We start from the raw sequence: 14,789 nt of genomic DNA on the forward strand, positions 1-14,789 counted from the left end.
GATTTCCGGGGCTTTCGCATTTTCGCCCCGAAATATTCCAGCCCGAAACCTAGCCTTAACCTTCCCAAGAAATAGTAAAGCGGTGAAGCGGCGTGTGCCGTCTGCGGTCTTCTTTGTATCGAGTGAAAACCATGACCGATGCCCTGACGGGTGATCTGAAGATCGCCGTTCTTCTGCCCTGCTACAACGAAGCATCGACAATCGAAGCGGTGGTAAATGGCTTCCGGCAGGCCCTGCCGGATGCGCACATCTACGTCTACGACAACAATTCGACCGACGGCACCGCGCTGAAAGCAATGCTGGCCGGCGCCGAGGTGATGCGCGAACGGCGCCAGGGCAAAGGCCATGTGGTGCGCCGCATGTTTGCCGATATCGACGCCGACATCTATCTGATGGCGGATGGTGACGGCACCTATTCTCCGAAAGACGCGGAAGAGCTGATCCGCACGCTCCTGACCGAGCGCGCCGACATGGTTGTCGGCACCCGCCGCGGCGTTCATGCGGATGCCGGGCGCCAGGGCCATGCGACCGGCAACCGGCTGTTCAACATTCTCTACCGGACGATCTTCGGACGCGACTTTACAGATATCTTTTCCGGATACCGCGCCTTCTCGCGTCGATTCGTCAAAAGTTTTCCGGCCGTATCAGGCGGGTTCGAGATCGAGACGGAAATGTCGGTGCATGCGTCGCGTCTGAAACTGCCGATCTGCGAGATCGAGCTGGATTATGGTCGGCGTCCGGAAGGATCGCATTCCAAACTTTCGACCTTCCGCGATGGTGCAAAGATCCTCTGGATGTTTGCGATGCTGATGAAGGAAACCCGGCCCTTCGCCTTCTTCGGCACGATCAGCGCTGCCTTCATGGCGGCAAGCCTCGCCTTCATGGCGCCGGTGCTGGTCGAGTATTTCGAGACGGGCCTGGTCGAGCGGATGCCGACCTGGGTCTTCTCGCTGGTGCTGATGCTGATCTCGTTTCTGGTGTTCACGGCCGGGCTCATCCTCGATTCCCTATCGCGGGCACGGTCCGAGCAGTTGCGCATCCACTATATGAGCCTTCAGCAACGGGTGCATGCTCCGGTGACGCTGCAGAAGCCTGCGGACGGCCGCCGCAAGACGGCCAAAGGGGACGCCAAGAGCGCCGCATGAAGCGACTTTTCTGGTTCCTGGCCGCGGGCGGCTGCGGCTTCGTTATCGATGCTGGACTGACGTATTTTCTCATTGCGGTTGCCGGGTTCGGGCCGTTCGCGGCCCGTATTCCTGCGATCATGGCCGCGATGAGCTTTACCTGGCTCATCAACCGCAACAGGACATTCGAGCCATCGCCGCACTCGCTTGCGCAGGAAGGTTTTCGATACTGGGCCGTGGGCATCACCTCGGCCTGTATCAATTACGCCGTCTATTCGCTGCTGATGTGGCGGGCGCCGTTCCTGCAGCCGATTGCGGCGATCGTATTCGCCTCGGCTGCAGCAACGGCCTACAGCTATTTCGGGTATTCCCGCTTCGTCTTCCGCCACAAGAACTAGGTCAGACCGTCTCCCAGCCGTCGGTTTCACCGGCGCGGTAGATCGCGTCGATAAAGCGCTGGTTGAGAAGCGAGTTCTCGAGCGTCACAATCTCTGCCGCCTCACCCTTTGCTGCCTTCGCGAAGGCTTCTGCCTGGCGGCGATACTGGCGGCTGTCGGGGAAGCGGAAGATCTGCGAGACGTTGTGCTTCTGGTTGGTGAGTTCGATCTCTTCGGCGCCCCAGCGATCCGCATTGAAGGGAGACTTGACCTCGATCGTGCCCTCTCTGCCATGGAACACCATGAGCTGGCGGCTCGCCATCTGGGTCGAGATGTAGAAGCTCATTTCGAATGTCTCGAAGGCTGCCTTGACGCTTGCATAGATATCCGTGCCGAAATCCGGGTCGCGCTCCACCTTGGCCTGGACTCGCACCGGTTCTTTACCGGTGACAAAGCGGGTCGCGATCGTCGGATAGACGCCGATATCCGGCAGCGCGCCGCCGCCGAGTTCCGGAATGTTGCGCATGTTGTCAGGATCGCGGTTGAAATAGCTGAAAGCGCCCTGGACATGCTTGAGATCGCCGATTGCGCCATCCTTCAAGAGGTCGCGGACCTTGTGCCAGACGGGCGCGTAGGTGACCATGAAGGCTTCGGAAATCAGGACGCTGTTGTCATCCCTTGCCGCGATCAGTCGCTCGATCTCGCTCGCCTTCAGCGCGATCGGCTTTTCGCAGAGAACATGCTTGCCGGCCTCAGCCGCCTTGATCGACCATTCCACATGCTGGCTGGTCGGCAGCGGGATATAGACGGCATCGATCATGTCGGAGGCCAGCATCTCGTCATAGGATCCGAACGCATGTGGCACGCCGAACCGGTCCGCAAATGCGCGCGCCTTGGCAATGTCACGGCTGGCAACGGCGCTGACCACGCAGTTTTCGGCGTCTAGCAGTGCGGGAACGACAGCGTCCCGTCCGATTTTCGCCGTCGACAGGATTCCAAAACGCAACATAGCAGTGCCTCCACACATTCACAGACAGTCATTGGGAGGCTAACCTAGGGCCGCTTGGTCGGGCGGGCAACTGTCGTTGTCGGCAGTGCTGAAACCTTGTGCCCGCTTGTCGGTTTGACAGTCGATCCAATCAGCCTAGTTTCATCCTTCAGCACTCATCGCTTCCCCACGTCATCTATCTGGAGACCATCATGGACATGCGCTTGCTCGGCCGTACCGGACTTTCCATCTCGCCCGTCGTTTTCGGCGGCAACGTGTTCGGCTGGACCGCGGACGAAAAGACTTCTTTCGAGATGCTGGACGCGTTCTTCGAGGCCGGGTTCAACACGATCGACACCGCCGATGTCTATTCCGCATGGGCGCCCGGCCATCAGGGTGGTGAAAGCGAGACCGTGATCGGCAACTGGCTGAAGCGCGGCACGGTGGCCCGCGACAAGGCGGTCATCGTCACGAAATTCGGTTACCCCACCATGGGCGACGACAAGAAGCTGAAGGCGAAGTGGGTGGTGGAAGCCGTCGACAAATCCCTGCAGCGGTTGCAGACCGACTATATCGACCTCTACCTTTCGCATTTTCCCGATGACGACACGCCGCACGAGGAGACGCTTGGCGCGCTTGCGAAGCTGAAGGATGCCGGCAAGGTGCGTTCCATCGGCTGCTCGAACTTCAGTGCCGAACAGTTGCAGGCCTCGCTCAATGCTGCCGAGAAAAACGGCCTACCCCGCTACGATGTGCTGCAGCCGGAATACAATCTCTACACCCGCAACAAGTTCGAGGGCCCGCTTGCGGACCTTTGCATCGCCGAAGACATCGGCGTCATCAGCTACTACGCGCTGGCAGCTGGCTTCCTGACGGGCAAGTATCGCAAACCCGAAGATGCAGAAGGCAAGACGCGTGGCAACCGCATGCCCGACTACATCAACGACCGCGGCCTGAAGATCCTCGCAGCACTCGACCAGGTGGCCGCGGAAACCGGCGAAAGCCTGGCTGCAATTTCGATTGCCTGGGTTGCCGCACGGCCGGGCATTACTGCGCCGATCGCCAGCGCCACCAGCCTGAAGCAGCTTGAGGCGATCATTACGGCCGGCAGACTCACGCTCACCGACGCGCAGATGGCGCTGCTCAACGAGGCCGGCGCCTGATCTATCCCTCCGGCGGACCTCCCGCCGGACCCTCCTCAAAGCCCAACCTGGAGAATCCCCGTGCAGACACGCAAGCTTGGAACTGAACTGACGGTCTCGGCGATTGGCCTTGGCTGCATGGGCATGAGCCATGCCTATGGCGGGCAGGATGAAGCAACGTCGATCAGGACGCTCCACCGCGCCGTCGAGATCGGTGTCAATTTCTTCGACACGGCCGAAGTCTATGGTCCCTACATAAACGAGGAGCTGGTCGGCAAGGCGTTGAAGCCGTTCCGCGGCAAGGTGGTGATCGCCACCAAGTTCGGCTTCAAGATCGATCCCACTAAAAAGGACTCGAGCGCAATGTCCGGTCTCGACAGCCGGCCGGAGCAGGTGCGCGCGGTTGCCGAAGCGTCGCTGAAACGCCTCGGCATCGACGTCATCGATCTCTTCTACCAGCACCGCGTCGATCCTGATGTGCCGATCGAGGAGACGGTCGGAGCGATGGCGGAGCTGGTGAAGGCAGGCAAGGTGCGCGCGCTCGGGCTTTCGGAGGCAAGCCCTGAGATCATCCGGCGCGCCCATGCGGTGCACCCGATTGCGGCGCTGCAGAGCGAATACTCTCTGTGGACCCGTGATCCCGAGGGCGACGTGCTCGATACCTGCCGCCAACTGGGGATCGGCTTCGTGCCATTCAGCCCGCTCGGCCGCGGGTTCCTGACCGGCAAGATCCAGAACACGTCGGAATTTGGCGAAGGTGATCTGCGCCGCACCATGCCGCGCTTCGAGGCTGAGAATATGGAGGCGAACCTGGCGCTGGTCCGGCTTGTCGAACAGATGGCGTCGGAAAAGGGCATCACGGCGGCGCAGCTTGCTCTTGCCTGGGTGCTCGCCAAGGGTGACTTCATCGTGCCTATTCCCGGTGCCCGTAAAATCCCCAATCTGGAGCAGAATGCCGGAGCGGCCGACGTCGTGCTGACCGCCGATGACGTGAAGCGCCTCGACGACATGCTGTCTCCCGACAAGATTGCCGGCGCCCGTTACGGAGGACAGGCGGCATGGACGCCGCGCCGCTGATGGAACTTCGTTTCACCGAGAACGTTTAAGGAACATCCAAACGGTGAGGAAACTATGAGCGACATACACAACCCGAAGACTGACCCGGATCCCGCATCGAACACCGAGAAGGACCCGGATGACTGGGTCACCGGTGACGAGCCAATGACCGGCGCCCAGGGCTCCTATCTCAAGACCCTCAGCGAGCAGGCGAAAGAGCCCGACGCTTTCGCCGAAGATCTGTCCAAGGCCGAAGCCTCCAAGCGCATCGATGCGCTGCGCGAGAAGATGAAAATGTGAGTGTCTAGCCTTCCCCGGGTTCTGCTATCGTAGAGCCTGGGGAGGGCCTCGTCATGTCTGAAGAGCAGGCAGTGCAGTCGGTCGTGCATCTTTACGTGGACGGGATGACGTTTGCGCACGAAGGCGCGCTCCGCAAAGCGTTTCATCCAAAAGCTTCGATCATCGGTAACTACGACAATGCGGTCGAATGGCTATCGGTGGCCGAATTTGTCGCAGCGGTCGCCTCAGAAGGGCCAGCGCCGGCGGGTACGCAGCCTCTGATCGAGATCATTGCTCTGGATATCGCCGGCGATGCGGCCAGCGTCAAACTCATCGACGAATTTGCCGGCCTCCGGTTCACCGACTACCTCTCTCTTTTGAAGGTGAATGGTCGCTGGGTCATTGTTAGCAAGCTTTACCACCTGCATTCCTGACACCGCTGGCTATCGCCTCACATTCGGAAAGCCCTGGTACCATTCCGAATGGTCGCCGCCATGGTTGGCCATTCCGGCCTTTGTCAGGAGGCCGCGGGGCCGGGCATAGCTCGTGATCCGCCGAACCGGCCGCTCATGCCACTGGATATTGAAGGCCCAGAGTTTCGGGAAAAAGCAGAGCGAGGCATAGGGAAGGTGATCGTGGATCCACCAGGCCAGCTTTCGCCAGTCGCCCTCCTCGCTGACATTGTCAATTAGCCATGGGACGACGACGCAGGCCGTTGCCCCCATGCAGCCATCGGCATCGCGAAGATCCCAGATATGGTCGGCAGATGACGCTGCATTTGTGGCGCAGTTCAATCCCCGGGCATTGCCGAAGGCGTTGACTTCAGCTGCGCGGTAACCTGAGCGGACATGCAGCCGGCCGAATGTCGCCTGCAGCGGTTCCAGCAGCTCCTGACAGAGACACCGTCCTGCCTCGATCGCGAGATCAGGATCATCAGGGACATTGGCCATGCCATAGACTGCGGCAATCTCGGAAAACAGGAAATCGCGGAAGAAGAAGTTTTCCGACAGCCTGACCCTGCCGAGCTCCTCCAGCCCCTTCATGGAATTCGGTTTGCGCATCGGTCGTTCCCCTACGGTTTTCTTGAAATTACCGTGCCCGTTTGAAATCTACGAAATCAATAACAGACGCGAAAAGGCCGCCTTTATCCAGGCGGCCTTTGCGGGATTTTCGGCTCTCCTTCCGCGATCTGCATGAGGAGAGCGACATCTATGTTCAGGACGTCCGCGCCGCATCCTATGGACATGGCGGCAGGACACAAGAATGGCGTTACCAGCGCGCCGATTAGGCGCGCAGCACGCCGCCGGTGACCTTGACGACGTTGGCGACGATCTTCGCCGTGAGTGCCTCGAAATCCTCGTCCGTGAGTGTCTTGTCGACCGGCTGGATCAGGATCTCGATTGCGACCGACTTCTTGCCCTCGCCGACCGATGCGCCTTCGAAGACGTCGAAGACGTTGACGCCCGAGATCAGCTTGCGGTCGGCACTGGTTGCGGCCTTGACGATCGCGCCAGCTTCGACAGTCGATTCCACCACGAAGGCGAAGTCGCGCTTGACGGCCTGGAAGGGCGATAGCTCAAGCGGCGGCTTGGTGCGGGTCGCCTTCTTCTTCGGCTCGGCCATGGCATCGAGATAGACTTCGAAGCCGCACAGCGCGCCAGAGACATCGAGCGCCGACAGCGTCTTTGGATGGAATTCACCGAATGTGCCGAGCACGATCTTCGGACCCATCTTGATCGTGCCGCAGCGGCCCGGGTGATACCAGGCGGGACCGCCCTTTTCGACCTGCACGTTCGACATCGGCAAGCCGCAGGCTTCGATCACGGCCAGCGCGTCGGCTTTGGCATCATAGACATCCACCGGCTTGCCGCCGCCCTTGGCACCGTTCGACCAAAGGCGGCCTGCGCCATTGATGGAGGCCGTGCCGCGGCGGACACCGCCGGCGACGCGACGCTGGCCTTCCGGCGTGTCGTTCTCGTAGGTGCCGGAGACTTCGAAGATCGCCACATCGCCCAAGCCCTTGTCGGCATTGCGCTGGGCAGCGGTCAACAGACCCGGCAGCAGCGAGGGACGCATATCCGACATGTCGGCTGCGATCGGGTTGGCGAGCTTCAGCGACGGCGCGCCGCCACCGAACAGCTTTGCCTGCGCCTCCGGAATGAACGACCAGGTGACGGCTTCCAGCATGCCACGGGCGGCGAGTGCACGCTTGGCCGTGCGGGTGCGGATCTGCAACGTCGTCAGGATCTTGCCGTTGACGCTGCCGATGCTTTCGAGAGGCTCCGGCTTGATGTGATCGACGCCGTGGATGCGCATGACCTCTTCAACGAGATCAGCCTTGCCATCGACATCCGGACGCCAGGACGGAACCTTGACCGACACGCGTTCGCCTGAACCTTCGACCGTAAAGCCGAGGCGATCGAGGATCTGGCGGCTTTCGTCGGACGAGATCTCAAGGCCGGTCAGGCGCTTGACTTCAGCGAAGGGGAAATCGACGACCTTCGGCTCATATGCCTTGTAGCCGACGACCTTTGCTTCGGCAGCCGTGCCGCCGCAGAGTTCCAGCACCAGTTGCGTGGTGCGGTCGAGGCCGGGCAGCATATAGTCTGGGTCGACGCCGCGTTCGAACCGGTAGCGGGCGTCGGTGATGATGCCGAGCGCGCGGCCGGATTTCGCGATGTTGATCGGGTCCCACAGAGCCGATTCGATCAGGACATCGACGGTGTTTTCGTCGCAGCCGGAATGTTCGCCGCCCATGATGCCGCCGATCGATTCGACGCCGTTGTCATCGGCGATGACGACGTTGCTGGGCGAAAGCTTGTACTCGCGGGTATCGAGCGCCAGGATCGTTTCGCCCTCGCTTGCGCGGCGAACGACCAGGTCGCCCTTGACCTTGGCAGCATCGAAGACGTGCATCGGCCGGCCCTGATCGAAGGTCATGTAGTTGGTGATGTCGACCAGGGCATTGATCGGGCGCAGGCCGATCGCCTTCAGGCGCGTCTGCATCCAGGCCGGGCTTGCGCCGTTCTTCACGCCGCGCACGAGGCGCAGGCCGAAGCCGGGGCACAGGTTTTCATCATCGAGATCGATCGACAGGCCGACCGAGGTCTCGCCTTCGAGCTTGAGCTGAGGCTCCGCGCGCTGCTTCAGCGTGCCGAGGCCGGATGCGGCCAGATCACGGGCGATGCCATAGATCGAAGTGCAATCGGGACGGTTCGGCGTCAGGTTGATCTCGATCATCGGATCGTCGAGGCCGGCATAGGCGGCGAACGAGGTGCCGACCGGCGCGTCTTCGGGAAGATCGATGATGCCGTTATGATCTTCCGACATGTTCAGCTCCTTTTCGGAGCACATCATGCCGTGGCTTTCGACGCCGCGGATCTTGCCGATGGCAAGCGTCACATCGATGCCCGGAACATAATCGCCCGGACGCGCAAGCGCACCGACGAGACCGGCGCGGGCATTCGGTGCGCCGCAGACGATCTGCAGCGGCTTGCCGCCGTTGACATCCGGACCGGCATCGACGGAGAGAACCTTAAGGCGGTCCGCCTCCGGATGTTTTTCCGCCGACAGTACCTTTGCGATGACGAAAGGCTTGTAGGCTGCCTTGTCATCGACATCCTCGACTTCCAGCCCGATCGCCGTCAGGCGCTCGCAGATCTGCTCGAGATTGGCATCGGTTTCAAGGTGATCCTTGAGCCAGGAAAGCGTGAATTTCATCGGTTTTCTCCTGAAGGTCTCTGCACGGTCATCGTTTCCATCCGTGGCAGGCCGTCATCGACATGGAAGAAAGGAAGCTCTTCGCGCACGTAACCGTGCACGCTGGGCGGATAGTTTTCCGGCGCATCCATGGCGCCGAGCATAAAGTAGAGACGGTCGGCGAGCCGCTCATCGGTATAGGCGATCGGTGCGCCGCAGGTCGCGCAGAAGCTGCGTTTGACGGGTGCTATGCCGTAGCTCGATCCGGTCTCGCCTGCGAAAGTCACGTTGTCGGTTGTGAACCCGACAAATACCGCGACAGGCGCACCGGTTGCTTTCCGGCAGTCGCTGCAATGGCAGTAACTGGCGTAGATCGGGTCAGCGCTGACCTCAAAGCGGATCGCGCCGCAGCGGCAGCCACCGCGGTGCACCTTCCCCTGTCGCGTCACCATCTCACTCATCGCAATTCCGTCCGCAATGGTTCCGGTTACTGGCTCAACCCACCAAACAATGTCGGCATGTCGAGCGGGCGGAAACCGTAGTGGTTCATCCAGCGGACATCGGCATTGAAGAAATCGCGAAGGTCCGGCATGCCGTATTTCAGCATGGCGATACGATCGAGGCCCATGCCCCAGGCAAAGCCCTGGTATTCATCCGGATCGAGCCCGCCGGCGCGCAGCACGTTTGGATGCACCATGCCGCAGCCGAGGATTTCCATCCAGTCGGTGCCTTCGCCGAACTTCACGATCGGGCCTGAACGGTCGCACTGGATATCGACTTCGAACGACGGTTCGGTGAACGGGAAGAAGGACGGGCGGAACCGCATCGTCACCGACGGCACTTCGAAGAAGGTCTTGCAGAACTCTTCCAGCACGTAGCGCAGGTTGCCGACATGCGCCTTCTTGTCGACCACGAGGCCTTCGACCTGGTGGAACATCGGCGAATGGGTCGCGTCGGAATCCTGGCGATAGGTCTTGCCGGGAATGATGATGCGGATCGGCGGGTCCTGCGCTTCCATCGTGCGAACCTGGACCGGCGAGGTATGCGTGCGCAGAACCTTGCGCTCACCCTTTTCATCCGGCTGGAAGAAGAACGTGTCGTGCATTTCGCGGGCCGGGTGGCCTTCCGGGAAATTCAGCGCGGTGAAGTTATAGTAGTCGGTCTCGACATCAGAGCCCTCGGCGATCGAGAAGCCCATGTCTGCGAAGATCGCGGTGATTTCGTCGGTGATCTGGCTGATCGGGTGGATACGGCCACGTTCGGCCGGAGAGGAGCGCACCGGCAGCGACACATCGAGCGTTTCGGCCTTCAGACGCGCGTCGATCGCTGCGTCCTTCAGCATCGTCTTGCGGCTGGTGATCGCCTCGGTGACCTCGGTTTTCAGCGCGTTGATCGCCGCGCCGCGGGTCTGGCGTTCTTCCGCAGACATGCCGCCGAGCGTCTTCAGGAGCTCGGAGACGGAGCCTTTCTTGCCTAGCGCGTTGACGCGCACGGCTTCGATCGACGCCTCATCGCTGGCACCTTCGATTTCAGCCAGAAGCGAGGTTTTCAGATTTTCCAGATCGGACATGATGTGTTCCGTTGATGCTCGGACAATGAAGCGGATTCGAATGCGAATGCTGGCAGACAAAACATGAAAGCCGACAAAAGAAAAACCCGCGCCAGCTCACTGCCAGCGCGGGTTCCCCAAAATCTATCAGCTACAAGCTTGGGAAGCGCTGGTTACTTGACCGCGCTTTCAAACTCGTTCTTCGTGCCGGCGTCCTTGAGGTAGGCCAGAGCCGTCTTGGAAGCTTCGACGAGAGCGCCGAATGCTGCAGGCTCATGGATTGCCAGGTCGGACAGAACCTTGCGGTCGACTTCAATGCCAGCCTTGTTGAGGCCATCGATGAAGCGGCCGTAGGTCAGGCCGGATTCGCGCACAGCGGCGTTGATACGCTGGATCCAGAGAGCGCGGAAGTTGCGCTTCTTGACGCGACGGTCGCGCGTTGCGAACTGGCGCGAACGATCGACTGCGGCCTTTGCGGCGCGGATGGTATTTTTGCGGCGGCCGTAGAAGCCCTTGGCTGCCTTGAGTGTCTTGGTGTGCTTGGCGCGGGAAGTTACGCCACGTTTTACGCGTGCCATGTCATGATCTCCTTAAAACTGTTCCAAATCGTCGAATGAGTCTTAGAGACCGTTCGGCAGGTAGTTCTTGATAACCTTCTTGCCGTCAGGCTCAGCGAGGATCATCGTGCCGCGTGCATCGCGGATGAACTTGTTGGAACGCTTGATCATGCCGTGGCGCTTGCCAGCAGCGGCGGCAACGACCTTACCGGTCGCGGTTACCTTGAATCGCTTCTTGGCAGCCGATTTCGTCTTCATCTTGGGCATTTTGCTACTCCATAATTGTATCGGAACCGCAGACGATGCGATTTCCAAGCATTTTGAACTGCCACGGCATGCCCTGCCGGACCGTTCGGACGCGCGCTTATAACCGCAGAGGATCGAAAGCGCAATGGTATAAGAAGAATGGCGCGACAACGCCGATACCCTGACCTCTTTCAGGTCCAAGGCGATTGGCGTGGCGCTTACTTCGGCGCCAGCACCATCATCATCTGGCGGCCTTCGAGCTTGGGCTCGGCTTCCACCTTGGCAATTTCAACAGTATCTTCCTTGACCTGCAGCAGAAGCTTCATGCCGAGTTCCTGGTGGGCCATTTCGCGGCCACGGAACTTCAGCGTCACCTTTACCTTGTCGCCTTCTTCAAAGAACCGGTTCATCGCCTTCATCTTCACCTCATAGTCATGGGTGTCGATGTTCGGGCGCATCTTGATTTCCTTGATTTCGACGATCTTCTGCTTCTTGCGCGCTTCGGACGCCTTCTTCTGGTTCGCGTATTTCAGCTTACCAAGATCGAGGATCTTGCATACCGGCGGATCGTTGTTCGGCGAGATCTCGACGAGATCGAGTCCGGCGTCCTCGGCCATCTTGAGGGCCTGGTCGGTCGGTATCGCACCGAGATTCAAGCCTTCGGCATCGATAAGCTGGACCTTGGGAACGCGGATTTCCCGGTTTGAGCGCGGGCCTTCCTTGACGGGGGCATCGGCTTTGAATGGTCTGCGAATGGTCGTGTTCTCCTAGATAATTTCAGCACGCAGCAACGACAATTCCTCGCTTGGCTGCAGCCGAAAGCGGAATGTCGTCATCACTGGATAGATGTCAATACCATATACGCGGGGAAAAATCACCTGCTGCAATCGTCTGACAATGTGATTTATAGATGCCCGCCTTTCAGGATGCCTCTGTTTGACGCAATCGGAGGCTGCGACGTCAAGGAGACCCCCATGTCAGCGACCGCCCCATCAGACCTTATCCGCATTCCGGTTGGCACCGCAGAGACAATGCGCGAGATCGCAATTCTCGTCAGGCCGGCATCCGCTTCCAACGACAACGCGGCTTTCGTCTGGCTCGGCGGCTACCGATCGGACATGACGGGCACCAAAGCCGTCGAACTCGACGCGCTGGCCGAGACGCTCGGCACCGAGTGCATCCGCTTCGACTATTCCGGCCACGGCGTCTCCGGCGGCGCGTTTCGCGACGGCACGATTTCCCGCTGGCTGGAGGAGGCTCTTGCCGTGCTCGACCACACGAAACCCAAGAGCGTAGTGCTGGTCGGCTCGTCGATGGGCGGCTGGATCGCGCTTCGTGTGGCTCAAGAGCTTAAGAAGCGTGGCGGGTCGCCCAAAGTCGAGGGTATGGTGCTGATTGCCCCCGCCCCCGATTTTACGGGGGAGCTGATCGAGCCACACCTGACGGATGAGCAGCGGCAGTCGCTTGCAGTCAACGGCTATGTCGAGGAACCCTCCGAATATAGCAGCGAACCTGATATCTACACCCGCGACCTGCTTGAGGATGGAGCACGCAACCGAGTACTGACCGGCATTATCGAAACCGGTTGCCCCGTGCATATCCTTCAGGGAATGAACGACCGCGACGTGCCTTATGAACACGCGCTGAAACTCATGGAATTCCTGCCTGCCGACGACGTGACGCTGACGCTTGTACGTGACGGTGATCACCGCCTTTCCAGACCTCAGGATATCGAAAAAATGAGGGGTGCAATCATGGGCCTAATAAATAAATGAGTAAATTTTGGGCTGATGCGAGAATGCAGCATTGTTAACCATAAAGCAGTTTTAATGAAGATTAACAAAACCTGAACGATTGACTTGACCCCCATTCGGCCCTTAACTTTTCGTTAGGACTTTAAGGGACGGGTCATGATGAAAGCCTTGCTGGTACGGCGCTTTGCGGTGATCCTTTTGTGCGCGCTGGTGCCTGCGGGCGCCGCAATGCCGGCTCCGCGGTCGATTGCATCGATGGTGACCGGTGACGTGACGTCGCAACCGATCGGCCATTTTGAGTTCTGCCAGCGCCTCCCCGCGGAATGTTCTCTGAAGAGCCGGTCGGCGCCCGCTCCCAAACTCAACGAAGACAGCTGGCAAACGGTTCGCCGGATCAACCTGGAAGTCAACGAGCGCTATATAGCCAAGACCGACATGGATGCTTACGGTCGGGAAGAGTTCTGGACCTATCCGACCATCTTCGCCGACTGCGAGGATTTCGCGTTGCAGAAGCGCAAGGAACTGGCCGAAGCAGGCTTCAGTTATTCCGACCTTCTGATGACGGTCGTGCGCAAGCCGGATGGAGAAGGTCACGCCGTTCTGACGCTTCGCACTGCGGATGGAGATTTCATTCTCGACAATCTTGATAACGATGTCCTGCCTTGGACAGCCACGCATTACACGTTCCTGAAGCGCCAGGCTTCGTTCAACGCAGGGCGTTGGGTCACCATCGAAAATGGCCGCGACCTTCTCGTCGGCGCTCTCCGGTAAAGCCATCCGTTCAGACGACGGTCCGCATCATCTAGCCGAAATGACAAGACCCGCCCTGCTTTGCAGCGGCGGGTCTTCTTTTTTGCTGTCGATGCGCCGGCTGCGGCGAACCGATAACCTGCGCCTTATCCGTTGCCGATCAGGATACCGGCAGCCAGGACCAGCGAGCCGCCGAACACGACCTGGAAGACAGCCTTGAAGAACGGTGTCTCCATGTAACGGTTCTGGATGAAGGCAATCGCCCAGAGTTCGAAGAAGACGATGATCGCCGCAACGATGGTGGCCGTCCAGAAATGCGGAATGAGATAGGGCAGTGTATGGCCGAGGCCGCCGAGCGCGGTCATGATGCCTGAGGAAAATCCGCGCTTGATTGGGGAGCCGCGACCGGAAATCTTGCCATCGTCGTGTGCCGCTTCGGTAAAGCCCATCGAGATACCCGCACCGACCGATGCGGACAGACCGATCAGGAAGGTCGACCAGGTATCGCCCGTGGCGAATGCTGCCGCAAAGATCGGCGCCAGTGTCGAAACCGAACCGTCCATAAGGCCGGCCAGCCCTGGCTGAACATAGGTCAGGATAAACTGACGCCGGGCAGACAGGTCTTCTTCCGAACGCGTTTCCTCGGTTACGTGCTTTTCGCCGAGCATCCGGGCGATGTCTTCATGCCCGTCCTCTGCCAAGGCCAGATCGCCCAGGAGCTGCCGCGTCGAGGCATCCGATACCCTTTTGGCGGCCTCGCGATAGAACCGTGCCGCCTGGCGCTCCATCGCTTCCGTCTGTTCGCGGATCTTGTCGAGCGGCAGATTGCGCATCAGCCAGTCGGGCTTGCGGGCGTAAAATCCCTGCACATGCTCTCTGCGGATCAGCGGAATGTTCTCGCCGAAGCGGGAGCGAAACATCTGGATCAGCATGTTCTTGTGCGTCTGCTCGACCTCGGCCATGTCCTCGAACACCTTTGCGGAGCTCGGATATGCCTCTTTCAGGTTCTTCGCGTAGGAGAGATAGATGCGCGCATCCTCCTCTTCCGACGAGATGGCAAGAGCGAGGATTTCCTCTTCGCTCAGCGACAAAAACGCCCGGCGGGACCCGGGCACCAAACGAGTGAACATCGAAGCTCCTTATTAGAATAATTCTAACCTAACTTTTTTGTGTGAAAGTTCAAGTCACTCCCAACCGTGCCCTTCAATCCGTTTGAGAAAAAAAATCGCGCGCAATATTCGCAAACCAATGCTGCAGCGCAGCGCAAC

Annotated in this window: 17 protein-coding genes; 8 read left to right on the top strand and 9 right to left on the bottom strand. The window is 59.7% G+C overall.

Features of this window, described 5'->3' with window-relative positions:
• Positions 1 to 131: 131 nt before the first annotated feature.
• Both ASG19_RS05350 and ASG19_RS05355 read left to right on the top strand, forming a co-directional pair.
• On the top strand, positions 132 to 1,145 hold the full coding sequence (locus ASG19_RS05350; RefSeq protein ID WP_062454082.1) for a glycosyltransferase: 1,014 nt from the start codon (positions 132 to 134) through the stop codon (positions 1,143 to 1,145).
• Entirely contained in the window at positions 1,142 to 1,522 is a 381-nt protein-coding gene (locus tag ASG19_RS05355; RefSeq protein WP_062454083.1) for a GtrA family protein, read from the top strand. The genes ASG19_RS05350 and ASG19_RS05355 overlap by 4 nt, the downstream gene beginning before the upstream one ends.
• 1 nt (position 1,523) lies before the next feature.
• Here ASG19_RS05355 and ASG19_RS05360 read toward each other — a convergent pair whose 3' ends face one another.
• Positions 1,524 to 2,510 carry a Gfo/Idh/MocA family oxidoreductase gene (locus tag ASG19_RS05360; protein WP_062454084.1) on the bottom strand — a complete coding sequence of 329 codons (987 nt, stop codon included), beginning with the start codon at positions 2,508 to 2,510 and terminating at the stop codon, positions 1,524 to 1,526.
• A 191-nt stretch (positions 2,511 to 2,701) separates the two neighbouring features.
• On the opposite strand from ASG19_RS05360, the gene ASG19_RS05365 reads away from it, so the two are divergent.
• From ASG19_RS05365 to ASG19_RS05380, 4 genes are read left to right on the top strand one after another with little or no spacing between them, the layout of a single operon-like run.
• Positions 2,702 to 3,652 carry an aldo/keto reductase gene (locus tag ASG19_RS05365; protein WP_062454085.1) on the top strand — a complete coding sequence of 317 codons (951 nt, stop codon included), beginning with the start codon at positions 2,702 to 2,704 and terminating at the stop codon, positions 3,650 to 3,652.
• A gap of 60 nt (positions 3,653 to 3,712) precedes the next feature.
• A complete protein-coding gene (locus tag ASG19_RS05370) occupies positions 3,713 to 4,708 on the top strand; it encodes an aldo/keto reductase (protein ID WP_062454086.1) in 996 nt (331 codons plus the stop codon).
• A gap of 54 nt (positions 4,709 to 4,762) precedes the next feature.
• Positions 4,763 to 4,987 carry a DUF3072 domain-containing protein gene (locus tag ASG19_RS05375; protein ID WP_062454087.1) on the top strand — a complete coding sequence of 75 codons (225 nt, stop codon included), beginning with the start codon at positions 4,763 to 4,765 and terminating at the stop codon, positions 4,985 to 4,987.
• Between the two features lie 53 nt (positions 4,988 to 5,040).
• Entirely contained in the window at positions 5,041 to 5,400 is a 360-nt protein-coding gene (locus ASG19_RS05380; protein WP_062454088.1) for a nuclear transport factor 2 family protein, read from the top strand.
• 9 nt (positions 5,401 to 5,409) lie between these two features.
• Here the strand turns inward: ASG19_RS05380 and ASG19_RS05385 are convergent, their stop codons facing one another.
• The 7 genes from ASG19_RS05385 to infC all read right to left on the bottom strand — a co-directional run bounded on the left by ASG19_RS05385 (position 5,410) and on the right by infC (position 11,772).
• Entirely contained in the window at positions 5,410 to 6,027 is a 618-nt protein-coding gene (locus ASG19_RS05385; RefSeq protein ID WP_062454089.1) for a hypothetical protein, read from the bottom strand.
• 223 nt (positions 6,028 to 6,250) lie between these two features.
• Positions 6,251 to 8,686, bottom strand: a complete 2,436-nt coding sequence (gene pheT, locus ASG19_RS05390) for a phenylalanine--tRNA ligase subunit beta (protein ID WP_062454090.1) — start codon at positions 8,684 to 8,686, stop codon at positions 6,251 to 6,253.
• Positions 8,683 to 9,126: a GFA family protein gene (locus ASG19_RS05395; protein ID WP_244476082.1), complete on the bottom strand. Its 444-nt coding sequence runs from the start codon at positions 9,124 to 9,126 to the stop codon at positions 8,683 to 8,685. The genes pheT and ASG19_RS05395 overlap by 4 nt, the downstream gene beginning before the upstream one ends.
• A 26-nt stretch (positions 9,127 to 9,152) precedes the next feature.
• Entirely contained in the window at positions 9,153 to 10,235 is a 1,083-nt protein-coding gene (pheS, locus tag ASG19_RS05400; RefSeq protein ID WP_062454092.1) for a phenylalanine--tRNA ligase subunit alpha, read from the bottom strand.
• Between the two features lie 152 nt (positions 10,236 to 10,387).
• Positions 10,388 to 10,792, bottom strand: coding sequence for a 50S ribosomal protein L20 (gene rplT / locus ASG19_RS05405; RefSeq protein ID WP_062454093.1), 405 nt, complete (start codon positions 10,790 to 10,792; stop codon positions 10,388 to 10,390).
• Positions 10,793 to 10,834: 42 nt separating this feature from the next.
• Entirely contained in the window at positions 10,835 to 11,038 is a 204-nt protein-coding gene (rpmI, locus tag ASG19_RS05410) for a 50S ribosomal protein L35 (protein ID WP_046793986.1), read from the bottom strand.
• 197 nt (positions 11,039 to 11,235) lie between these two features.
• Entirely contained in the window at positions 11,236 to 11,772 is a 537-nt protein-coding gene (gene infC / locus ASG19_RS05415) for a translation initiation factor IF-3 (protein WP_062454094.1), read from the bottom strand.
• Positions 11,773 to 11,991: 219 nt separating this feature from the next.
• On the opposite strand from infC, the gene ASG19_RS05420 reads away from it, so the two are divergent.
• Positions 11,992 to 12,792, top strand: a complete 801-nt coding sequence (locus ASG19_RS05420) for an alpha/beta hydrolase (protein WP_062454095.1) — start codon at positions 11,992 to 11,994, stop codon at positions 12,790 to 12,792.
• A gap of 207 nt (positions 12,793 to 12,999) precedes the next feature.
• Positions 13,000 to 13,542, top strand: coding sequence for a transglutaminase-like cysteine peptidase (locus tag ASG19_RS05425; protein WP_244474020.1), 543 nt, complete (start codon positions 13,000 to 13,002; stop codon positions 13,540 to 13,542).
• Between the two features lie 125 nt (positions 13,543 to 13,667).
• Here the strand turns inward: ASG19_RS05425 and mbfA are convergent, their stop codons facing one another.
• Positions 13,668 to 14,651 (bottom strand): iron exporter MbfA, encoded by a 984-nt coding sequence (gene mbfA / locus ASG19_RS05430; protein WP_062454097.1) that lies wholly within the window; start codon positions 14,649 to 14,651, stop codon positions 13,668 to 13,670.
• Positions 14,652 to 14,789 lie beyond the last annotated feature (138 nt).

It is taken from the genome of Rhizobium sp. Leaf306, assembly GCF_001423425.1.
Lineage (GTDB): Bacteria > Pseudomonadota > Alphaproteobacteria > Rhizobiales > Rhizobiaceae > Neorhizobium > Neorhizobium soli.

Bases quoted from the DNA above. Each gene is read 5' to 3' on its own strand.
- ASG19_RS05350 (WP_062454082.1), top strand. From the start codon at position 132: ATGACCGATGCCCTGACGGGTGATCTGAAGATCGCCGTTCTTCTGCCC.
- ASG19_RS05355 (WP_062454083.1), top strand. From the start codon at position 1,142: ATGAAGCGACTTTTCTGGTTCCTGGCCGCGGGCGGCTGCGGCTTCGTT.
- ASG19_RS05360 (WP_062454084.1), bottom strand. From the start codon at position 2,510: ATGTTGCGTTTTGGAATCCTGTCGACGGCGAAAATCGGACGGGACGCT.
- ASG19_RS05365 (WP_062454085.1), top strand. From the start codon at position 2,702: ATGGACATGCGCTTGCTCGGCCGTACCGGACTTTCCATCTCGCCCGTC.
- ASG19_RS05375 (WP_062454087.1), top strand. From the start codon at position 4,763: ATGAGCGACATACACAACCCGAAGACTGACCCGGATCCCGCATCGAAC.
- ASG19_RS05380 (WP_062454088.1), top strand. From the start codon at position 5,041: ATGTCTGAAGAGCAGGCAGTGCAGTCGGTCGTGCATCTTTACGTGGAC.
- ASG19_RS05385 (WP_062454089.1), bottom strand. From the start codon at position 6,027: ATGCGCAAACCGAATTCCATGAAGGGGCTGGAGGAGCTCGGCAGGGTC.
- pheT (WP_062454090.1), bottom strand. From the start codon at position 8,686: ATGAAATTCACGCTTTCCTGGCTCAAGGATCACCTTGAAACCGATGCC.
- ASG19_RS05395 (WP_244476082.1), bottom strand. From the start codon at position 9,126: ATGAGTGAGATGGTGACGCGACAGGGGAAGGTGCACCGCGGTGGCTGC.
- pheS (WP_062454092.1), bottom strand. From the start codon at position 10,235: ATGTCCGATCTGGAAAATCTGAAAACCTCGCTTCTGGCTGAAATCGAA.
- rplT (WP_062454093.1), bottom strand. From the start codon at position 10,792: ATGGCACGCGTAAAACGTGGCGTAACTTCCCGCGCCAAGCACACCAAG.
- rpmI (WP_046793986.1), bottom strand. From the start codon at position 11,038: ATGCCCAAGATGAAGACGAAATCGGCTGCCAAGAAGCGATTCAAGGTA.
- ASG19_RS05420 (WP_062454095.1), top strand. From the start codon at position 11,992: ATGTCAGCGACCGCCCCATCAGACCTTATCCGCATTCCGGTTGGCACC.
- ASG19_RS05425 (WP_244474020.1), top strand. From the start codon at position 13,000: ATGCCGGCTCCGCGGTCGATTGCATCGATGGTGACCGGTGACGTGACG.
- mbfA (WP_062454097.1), bottom strand. From the start codon at position 14,651: ATGTTCACTCGTTTGGTGCCCGGGTCCCGCCGGGCGTTTTTGTCGCTG.